Source organism: Candidatus Paceibacterota bacterium, assembly GCA_028714275.1.
In the GTDB taxonomy this organism is placed as follows: domain Bacteria; phylum Patescibacteriota; class Minisyncoccia; order Phycocordibacterales; family CAINVO01; genus CAINVO01.
The window spans coordinates 1-7,771 of sequence record JAQTMP010000037.1 but is presented as its reverse complement, the minus strand read 5'-3'; the positions used below and the strand labels follow the sequence as shown (position 1 = coordinate 7,771).

Sequence of the window (7,771 nt, the reverse complement as noted above, 5' to 3'; positions counted from 1 at the left end):
ACGGATAAAATGGCTAAAGATTTGTTGGATTTTATTGTGGCACATAGATCAGAGAATAGAGCCACTCTCGTTGGTTTTTCGGGTGTTCTTGGCTCAGGCAAGACTACTTTTTCTCAGGTTATTGCTCGAGAATTGGGGGTAGTGGACCAGGTGACTAGTCCCACTTTTGTAATCGAAAAAAAATATCAGATCTTAAATCCAAAGTTTTCCACACACTACTCACAGCTTATCCACATAGATGCTTATAGGCTGGAGGGAGGAGCTGAGCTTTCAAAGCTGGGTTTTGCAGATATTCTGGCCGATCTGAAGAATCTGATCATCCTAGAATGGCCTGAAAAAGTGGCGGATATTTTGCCGAAGGATATGATAGAGGTAAAGTTTGAGTGGCTGGACGATCAGATCCGAGCCATAACTTTTTAATATGACTAAAGAAAACAAAAAGAAAAAAAGTGATGTCAATAAAAAAGGCACACTAGTGCTGCTCGACAGTCACGCTATTTTGCATCGGGCATACCATGCTTTGCCGGATTTTGCTTCTAGTAAAGGCGAGCCGACGGGAGCGCTGTATGGTTTATCCATGTTGCTTTTAAAAATTATTGGCGACCTCAAACCAGAGTATATTTTTGCTTGCTATGATTTACCAAGCCCTACTTATCGTCACCAAGCGTATGACGGCTACAAGTCAGGCCGAAAAAAAAGTGATCCGGCCCTGGTGGAGCAAATCATCAAATCCCAAAAAGTTTTTGAGGCTTTTAACATACCAGTGTATTCAAAAGAGGGTTTTGAGGCTGACGACATGCTAGGCACAATTGTGGAAAAAACTTTTAAGGAAAAAAAACTGGCAGAAGCCATAGGAAAAGTTTTTATTGCTTCTGGAGACATGGACACCCTGCAGCTTATTTCAGATAAAAAAGTGCAGGTTTATACGCTCAAAAAAGGGATCAAGGATACAATCATTTATGATGAAGAGGGGGTGAAGGCTCGCTTTGGTTTTGGTCCGGAGCTCCTACCTGATTTTAAAGGCCTGCGGGGCGACCCTTCGGATAATATTATAGGCATAGCGGGAATCGGAGAAAAAACAGCCACCACTCTCATCACCACTTTTGGAAGCATAGAAGAAATATATAAAGTTCTAAAGAAAGATAAAGAAAAAATAAAAAAAGCAGGGATTACAGACCGAATTATTAGTTTGCTCGAAGCAGGAGAGGAGGAGGCTTTGTTTAGCAAGATGCTGGCCACTATTCGTCGGGATGCACCTATAGATGTGGGGGTGCCTAAAAAAAGATGGATTGATGGAGTGGAGAAAGAAAAAGTCACGGCCCTTTTTAAGGAGTTAGAGTTTCGCTCTTTGGGTGAGCGTTTCAACCAAGTGTGCAAGGTCATGAATGGAAAAAATCAGCCTGAAAATATTGAGGAGAGTAAGTCTTCAAAGCCAAAAGAGAATGAAGAAAAGAGCAACAACCTGGATCAAGACAAGCTTAAAGAAACAGCAGTAGCCCTCTGGATTATTGACTCAAATATTACCAATCCAAAACTTGAAGATATTTTAAATTACGCAGGGACGGAGGACTTTGAAAAAGCCCGCGAGTATATTTTTGGTGAATTAAAAAAACGCGGCGAAGAAAAAATATTTGAAAATATAGAAAAACCTTTGATGCCCATCGTAGAAAAAATGCACACCCACGGCATAAAAGTTGATACAGGCTATCTACAAAAACTTTCAAAAGAATATCACAAAGAATTGGAAATCCTCGAGAAAAAAATTTGGGAAGCGGCGGACCAAGAATTTAATATTAATTCGCCCAAACAGCTCGGTGAGATTTTGTTCCAAAAAATGGGTTTAAAATTGGCCCGTCAGAAAAAAACAGCCGGCGGAGCTATGTCTACCAAAGAATCAGAACTGGAAAAAATGCGCGAACTCCATCCAATCATTGGGCATGTCTTGAACTATCGTGAACTCCAGAAACTTTTATCTACATATATAGACACTATTCCGTCGCTGGTGTCTGAAGACGGTCGTTTACACGCCAGATTTTTGCAAGCCGGGAGTACGACAGGACGCATGGCCTCACAGGATCCAAATTTGCAGAATATTCCCATCAAGACAGAGCTGGGACGAAATATTCGTCACGCTTTTGTGGCCGAAAAAGGTTTTTCTTTGTGTGCTTTTGATTATTCTCAGATCGAGCTTCGGATAGCGGCTTTCCTTTCCGGAGATAAAAAATTGATGGAGGTGTTTACCAAAGGGGAAGACGTCCACACTTCAGTGGCCGCGCAAGTTTTTGAGGTTGAGCCTGCTAAGGTGACAAAAGAAATGCGTCGCAAAGCCAAAGTGATCAACTTCGGCATTTTGTATGGTATGGGGGTCAATGCACTCAAAATCAATCTTGGGAGTACTCGGGAAGAAGCTCAGCAATTTTATGAAAAGTATTTTCAGACATTTTCTGGGTTGGCGAATTATTTGGACAGGGTCAAAGCGGAGGCGGCGCGGCAAGGCTACACAGAGACCTTTTTTGGGCGCAAACGTTGGTTTGAGGGGATTAAGTCCAAGTTGCCGTTTATCCGCGCCGCCGCCGAACGCATGGCCATCAATGCTCCAATCCAAGGCACCGAAGCAGATATTGTAAAATTGGCTATGATAGAGACAGATAAATATCTTGTCAAAGCAGGCTATGAAGATCGAGCTCGGCTCCTGCTCCAAGTGCATGATGAGCTAGTGTACGAGATAGAGGAGGATCTGATAAAGGAACTTTCAGGCAAGATTAAAGAAATCATGAGTAATATCATGTCTTTAAAGGATACCAAGAGTGTGCCCATCGTCGTCAATGTAGCCGTGGGTAAGAATTGGGGAGAGATGGAGGGGTAAAAAGGTAAAACATAAAAGTGAAATTAGTAAAAATACAAAACAAATGCTGCACGTAGTAAAAGGATCATCACCCCAAGGAATAAAAAAAGCCCATGACATCGTGGCTGCCCTACAAAAAAAGCGTCCGGAAGCGGAAGTTTTTACTTTTTCAGAACTATCTTGGTCAGCCGATAAGTTTTCTAGTCTGCTTTCTGCTCAAGGTCTATTTGAATCAAAATATATTGTTTTACTCGACCGGGTTTTAAGTGCAGAGGGAGCTCAAGGGGCAGTTTTTGAAAACCTCAAAATGCTGGCTGAGGCTGAACATGCTTTTGTTTTATATGAAGAAAAAATCCTCGCAGCTGAGCTGAAAAAACTTGAAAAGCATGCTTTTAAAGTGTATGAAATTTCCGCTCCAGTTTTGTCTGAAAAAAAAGAGCAGTTCAATTTATTTGGTCTGACAGATGCTTTAGGGGCCCGAGATAAAAAGAAAGCTTGGATTTTATTTAACGAAGCCCTTCATCGAGAGATTGCAGCCGAAGAAATTCACGGGGTGATCTGGTGGCAGATCAAATCTATTCTTTTGGCTAGTGGAGCAAAATCAGCTGCTGAGACGGGCCTTAATCCTTTTGTGTATAAAAAAGCGAAGCAGTATGCGGGTAATTTTTCAACCCGCGAGCTCACAACTATTTCTGAAAAACTCGTGGATATGTATCACCAGGCTCACAGAGGGGAAGCGGATTTTTTGGTGGAGTTGGAGAGGTTTGTGTTGGAAATATAAATGGATCTATCTCATTCCTACAGCGAGCCAAGCAGTTGGCTCGCTCCGTTCAGAGGTAAAAATAAAATAGGGCACTTATATATAAGTGCCCTATTTTATTTTCATGTCCGCCCGGTAGGAATCGAACCTACGACCATCTCCTTAAAAGGGAGCCGCTCTACCGACTGAGCTACGGGCGGAAATTGTTTGCTATCTCTCAGTTTGTAATTAATAGCAGATAGTTTGAAAATATACCAGAAAAAGCCAAAAAGTCCAAGGTCTTTAGGTTTTGAAAGACACCCCTTTAATTTTAGAGTGGCAAGTCAAGAGCGGGCAAACCAGCACCATTGATAAGTAAAAAAAGAGCGATAATCAAAAGAAGCGCATAGACAGCGGTAGGCGTGGCCGAAGGAAGAGTTTTTTTGTGACTGACAATCAAAGAAACTATAAATATAACTACAGCCAGCAAAGCCGCAATCTGAGTATAAAGGCCGATAATAATAAAGATCCCAATTATTATTTCCAAGGCACCGAAAGCTATCACATACCAGCGTGCGGGCTTGAAACCATAAGTTTCAAAAAATGAGACGTAAGAAGCCTGGTTTTTGTCCAACTTGTTTTTGGCAAATTTCAAAATAAAAAAGCCAAGAGCCAGACGCAAAATAAGAGGGGCAAAAACAGCGTAGGAAAGCAGAGCTGGAAAGATGTTGACGATTTTCATGTAAAAAGTATAGCACTTATATAAACCTTGGCTAGCGCGAATTGTCAGGGTAGTATGGGGACATGGTTTTCCTAATTCTTCACAACATTCGCAGCACCCACAATGTCGGGTCTATTTTTAGAACAGCCGATGCGGCGGGCGTCTCAAAAATATTTTTAACGGGTTATACACCCACGCCTGTAGATAAGTTTGGCCGAGAAAGAAAAGACATTGCCAAGACAGCCCTAGGGGCAGAAAAAAATATTCCTTGGGTATATGCCAAAACTCCGACAAGCCTCATTAAAAACTTAAAAAAAGAAAGGGTGAAGCTTATAGCCATAGAGCAACATGTTCGAGCTGTGGATTATAAAAAAGTAAAATTAACTGAAAATAAAAAAGGGGAGAGGCGCGGAACGGCCTTTTTGGTCGGAAATGAAGTAAAGGGTATGTCGAAGCAACTTTTGGCTCAATGTGACGTGGTAGCTGAAATACCCATGAAAGGCAAAAAAGAATCTCTAAATGTCAGCGTTTCTTTTGGGATTGCTTTGTTTAGGATTTTAAATATTTAAATTTTCTTATCGATTTTTTTATCACGCTTACTTTTGGCAAACGGGGCAAAAATGAGCTGAACGCTGGCCTATTACTTTTCTTTGGATAGTCCCAGGGCATCTTTTTCGTAAACACGGTAGATTTTTGCGTCTATAGACATTGTGGTGGTTTTGAAAATCACCTCGTTCGCCGAGAGGGTTGCGATAGTCACTCATTGAGTCGCCTCCAAAATCAATCCCTTTGGCCAAAAGTTTTTTGATCCATTTTAATATTTCCCGAAAATCTGTTTCAGAAAGAGTAGAGATTCTACGCTCTGGGTGAATACGAGCAGCCCACAAAATCTCATCCGAATAAATATTGCCGATCCCTGCCACTACGTTGTGGTCCATTAAAACAGTTTTGATTTTTCCCTTTGGCCGCAGGAGCAGCCTAGCGCGCAAAGTTTGCCAAGTGAAAGTTTTTTCCAGAGGTTCCGGCCCTACCTTTTCAAAAGTTTTTTTGAGGGTCGCAGGATCGGGGATGAGTGAAACACTGGCAAATTTACGCATATCCGAAAAAGCCATGTGTTTGCCGTCAGACAGACTAAAAACAAGATGCACAAAACGGCTGAAAGGCCCAGCAAAGAGGCCATTTTTATCCTTTGGGCTCCAGCTGTTTTTCTTTTTATCAAAAATATATTGACTGTATAAAAGGTGCCCGGTCATCTTCATATGGATCAAGATTGTCTGGCCATCTTCCAAGTCCAAGAGGACATTTTTAGCCCGACGGTGGACTCGCAGGATTTTTTTACCCGAAACTTCTTTACGAAACCTTGAGAAGTATTTTGGGTCCTTTATGTTTGGTCGACCTGTGTGGTAAGTGCTTTTATAATCCGTCCACACATCCAAAATACGTTTGTTTTTGACAAACTTATCAAGCATGGTGGCAGTGGTGTGGACTTCGGGAAGTTCTGGCATGATCTGGTTTTTATTTTAGTTTACTTACTCAAAATTTTTAGAGCGGCTTTGACGCGATCGCTAGTAGAATGACCTTTTGATCCGCCCTCTGTTTTGATAGGAATATTTTTTAGAGCTTCACGAGCCGCTTTGTGATCAAAGCCTAGAGATTTGAGAGCTTCTAGGGCGTCGACTTCTTCATGAAGAGTGATGTCACCGGCCTCATCGTTTCCTTCCAGCCCAAATTTACCTTTGAGTTCGAGTACAATTTTGTCTGCATTCTTTTTCCCGATGCCGGAAACTTTGGTTAAATGTGAAGTATCGCCAGAAGAAACGGCTTTTTTCAAAGCGGAAACAGTGGCTACATTTAAAATACCAAGAGCTGACTTTGGTCCGATGCCAGAAATAGAAATCAAAAGTTCAAAAAAATCCAAAGCTTCCTTTTCTAAAAATCCGTATAGATCGAGGGCGTCTTCACGGACGACAAGGTGGGTCCAGATTGTCACCGGACCTTTTTGGCTCTGCAGAGCCGCTTTTTCGAGTGTTTCAAAAGTCCCATGTACTTTATAACCCACTCCTCCAACGTTCAAAACGGCAAATTTTTCGTTGTGATAAGAGACTGTGCCTGTAAGCTGAGAAATCATGGCTGTATTGTAGCAAACCAGCCAAACCCTTGCATCTAGCTGACCAAACGTTGCATCTACAGTCTTCTTGTGTTATTCTCTCGCTACATATGCCAATCACATCATCCGCCAAAAAAGCTCTTAGAGGTTCAGCTAAAAAGCGTGTTTTCAACATGCGTAGCAAGAAAAATATAGACACTGTCACTAAGGAAATCAAAAAGCTCGTTATCGCTGGCAAGGCAAAAGAAGCCCAGGCCAAGCTTTCCTTGGCTTACAAAGCTATCGACAAAGCAGCCAAGACCAACTTTATCAAGAAAAATACAGCCGCTCGCAAAAAATCTCGTCTCTCTGCTTTTATCAAGAAAGCAAAATAAATAAAAAAGCTTCTCTTCTCAAGTATGCCGAAACTGCTCGGTTACTTGTGCATACGCGTCTAGTATATTTCAACCAGTTTTATAATTTTAAGTATGGTACAGTCCGAATCAAAGCCCAGACCACTAGATGGGGGAGCTGCTCGAGTAAAGGAAATCTAAATTTTAATTATAGAATAGTTCTCCTGCCAGCACATTTGGCAGACTATATTGTGGTGCATGAGCTTTGTCATCTGGGGCAGTTCAACCATTCTCAAAAATTTTGGGATTTGGTAGCCAATACTTTGCCGAATTTCAAGCTGCTCAGAAATGAGCTTAAAATGTTATACTCCTCCCATGACTCAGGCCACCGCGTTGGATATTTTAAAACTAGGACATAGTGTGTATTTGACTGGGGCGGCGGGAAGCGGCAAGACCTATGTGCTCAATAAATACATTCAATATTTGCGAGAGAACGGTATCGATGTTGGGGTGACGGCTTCGACCGGGATCGCCGCGACTCACATGGGCGGGGTGACGATTCATTCTTGGGTAGGGATTGGGATAAGAGATAAAATCACTCCTCAAGATATCGAAGCTATGCGGGAAAAGAAATATTTATGGAGTCGGTTTGAAAGAGTGAAAGTGTTGATCATTGATGAAGTCTCGATGCTCCATCATTTCCGTCTTGACCTGGTAGATCAGGTTTTAAAAATTTTCAAAGGAAATGAAGAGCCATTTGGAGGAGTGCAAGTGGTTTTGTGCGGAGATTTTTTTCAACTGCCGCCAATTGCCCGTCGAGGTGAGCCGCAAGCCCGTTTTATTTATCATTCAAAAGTCTGGCGCCAGGCCAAATTTAAAATTTGTTATTTAGAGGAAACTCACCGCCAAAGTGACGATATTTCACTTTCGGTGCTCAATGATATTCGCAATAATAATGTGTCTCAGGATACCCTTGATCACCTCAAGCCCTGTTTTAGTGTCGGCATGCTTAAAATAAATACGAGTG

The 7,771-nt window shown here is 41.9% G+C and carries 10 protein-coding genes and 1 tRNA gene; 7 read left to right on the top strand and 4 right to left on the bottom strand.

What is annotated here, in order from left to right:
* The 3 genes from tsaE to PHF79_03455 form a co-directional block, all read left to right on the top strand.
* Window positions 1-420 (top strand): tRNA (adenosine(37)-N6)-threonylcarbamoyltransferase complex ATPase subunit type 1 TsaE (gene tsaE / locus PHF79_03465; protein MDD5318844.1); only part of this gene is annotated, 420 nt, incomplete at its 5' end.
* Window position 421: 1 nt separating this feature from the next.
* Entirely contained in the window at window positions 422-2,866 is a 2,445-nt protein-coding gene (locus PHF79_03460; protein MDD5318843.1) for a DNA polymerase, read from the top strand.
* 43 nt (window positions 2,867-2,909) lie between these two features.
* Entirely contained in the window at window positions 2,910-3,626 is a 717-nt protein-coding gene (locus PHF79_03455; protein MDD5318842.1) for a hypothetical protein, read from the top strand.
* 106 nt (window positions 3,627-3,732) lie between these two features.
* Here the strand turns inward: PHF79_03455 and PHF79_03450 are convergent.
* Together PHF79_03450 and PHF79_03445 are read right to left on the bottom strand one after the other, a co-directional pair.
* Window positions 3,733-3,805: transfer RNA gene (locus PHF79_03450), tRNA-Lys, on the bottom strand.
* A gap of 110 nt (window positions 3,806-3,915) precedes the next feature.
* Window positions 3,916-4,326 carry a DoxX family membrane protein gene (locus PHF79_03445; protein ID MDD5318841.1) on the bottom strand — a complete coding sequence of 137 codons (411 nt, stop codon included), beginning with the start codon at window positions 4,324-4,326 and terminating at the stop codon, window positions 3,916-3,918.
* 62 nt (window positions 4,327-4,388) lie between these two features.
* Here PHF79_03445 and PHF79_03440 point away from each other — a divergent pair, with 62 nt between their 5' ends.
* The gene (locus PHF79_03440) at window positions 4,389-4,874 is read left to right on the top strand and encodes a TrmH family RNA methyltransferase (GenBank protein MDD5318840.1); all 486 of its coding nucleotides are present in this window, start codon (window positions 4,389-4,391) and stop codon (window positions 4,872-4,874) included.
* Between the two features lie 27 nt (window positions 4,875-4,901).
* On the opposite strand, the gene mutM is transcribed toward PHF79_03440, so the two are convergent.
* Both mutM and ruvA read right to left on the bottom strand, forming a co-directional pair.
* The gene (gene mutM, locus PHF79_03435; protein ID MDD5318839.1) at window positions 4,902-5,810 is read right to left on the bottom strand and encodes a DNA-formamidopyrimidine glycosylase; all 909 of its coding nucleotides are present in this window, start codon (window positions 5,808-5,810) and stop codon (window positions 4,902-4,904) included.
* Between the two features lie 20 nt (window positions 5,811-5,830).
* Window positions 5,831-6,433: a Holliday junction branch migration protein RuvA gene (ruvA, locus tag PHF79_03430; protein ID MDD5318838.1), complete on the bottom strand. Its 603-nt coding sequence runs from the start codon at window positions 6,431-6,433 to the stop codon at window positions 5,831-5,833.
* 89 nt (window positions 6,434-6,522) lie between these two features.
* Between ruvA and rpsT the strand changes: the two genes are divergently transcribed.
* The 3 genes from rpsT to PHF79_03415 form a co-directional block, all read left to right on the top strand.
* On the top strand, window positions 6,523-6,786 hold the full coding sequence (rpsT, locus tag PHF79_03425; GenBank protein MDD5318837.1) for a 30S ribosomal protein S20: 264 nt from the start codon (window positions 6,523-6,525) through the stop codon (window positions 6,784-6,786).
* On the top strand, window positions 6,783-7,163 hold the full coding sequence (locus tag PHF79_03420; GenBank protein ID MDD5318836.1) for a M48 family metallopeptidase: 381 nt from the start codon (window positions 6,783-6,785) through the stop codon (window positions 7,161-7,163). Before rpsT ends, PHF79_03420 begins: the two co-directional genes overlap by 4 nt.
* Window positions 7,120-7,771 (top strand): AAA family ATPase (locus tag PHF79_03415; GenBank protein ID MDD5318835.1); only part of this gene is annotated, 652 nt, incomplete at its 3' end. The genes PHF79_03420 and PHF79_03415, both read left to right, overlap by 44 nt.

Bases quoted from the DNA above. Each gene is read 5' to 3' on its own strand.
- PHF79_03460 (MDD5318843.1), top strand. From the start codon at position 422: ATGACTAAAGAAAACAAAAAGAAAAAAAGTGATGTCAATAAAAAAGGC.
- PHF79_03455 (MDD5318842.1), top strand. From the start codon at position 2,910: ATGCTGCACGTAGTAAAAGGATCATCACCCCAAGGAATAAAAAAAGCC.
- PHF79_03445 (MDD5318841.1), bottom strand. From the start codon at position 4,326: ATGAAAATCGTCAACATCTTTCCAGCTCTGCTTTCCTACGCTGTTTTT.
- PHF79_03440 (MDD5318840.1), top strand. From the start codon at position 4,389: ATGGTTTTCCTAATTCTTCACAACATTCGCAGCACCCACAATGTCGGG.
- mutM (MDD5318839.1), bottom strand. From the start codon at position 5,810: ATGCCAGAACTTCCCGAAGTCCACACCACTGCCACCATGCTTGATAAG.
- ruvA (MDD5318838.1), bottom strand. From the start codon at position 6,433: ATGATTTCTCAGCTTACAGGCACAGTCTCTTATCACAACGAAAAATTT.
- rpsT (MDD5318837.1), top strand. From the start codon at position 6,523: ATGCCAATCACATCATCCGCCAAAAAAGCTCTTAGAGGTTCAGCTAAA.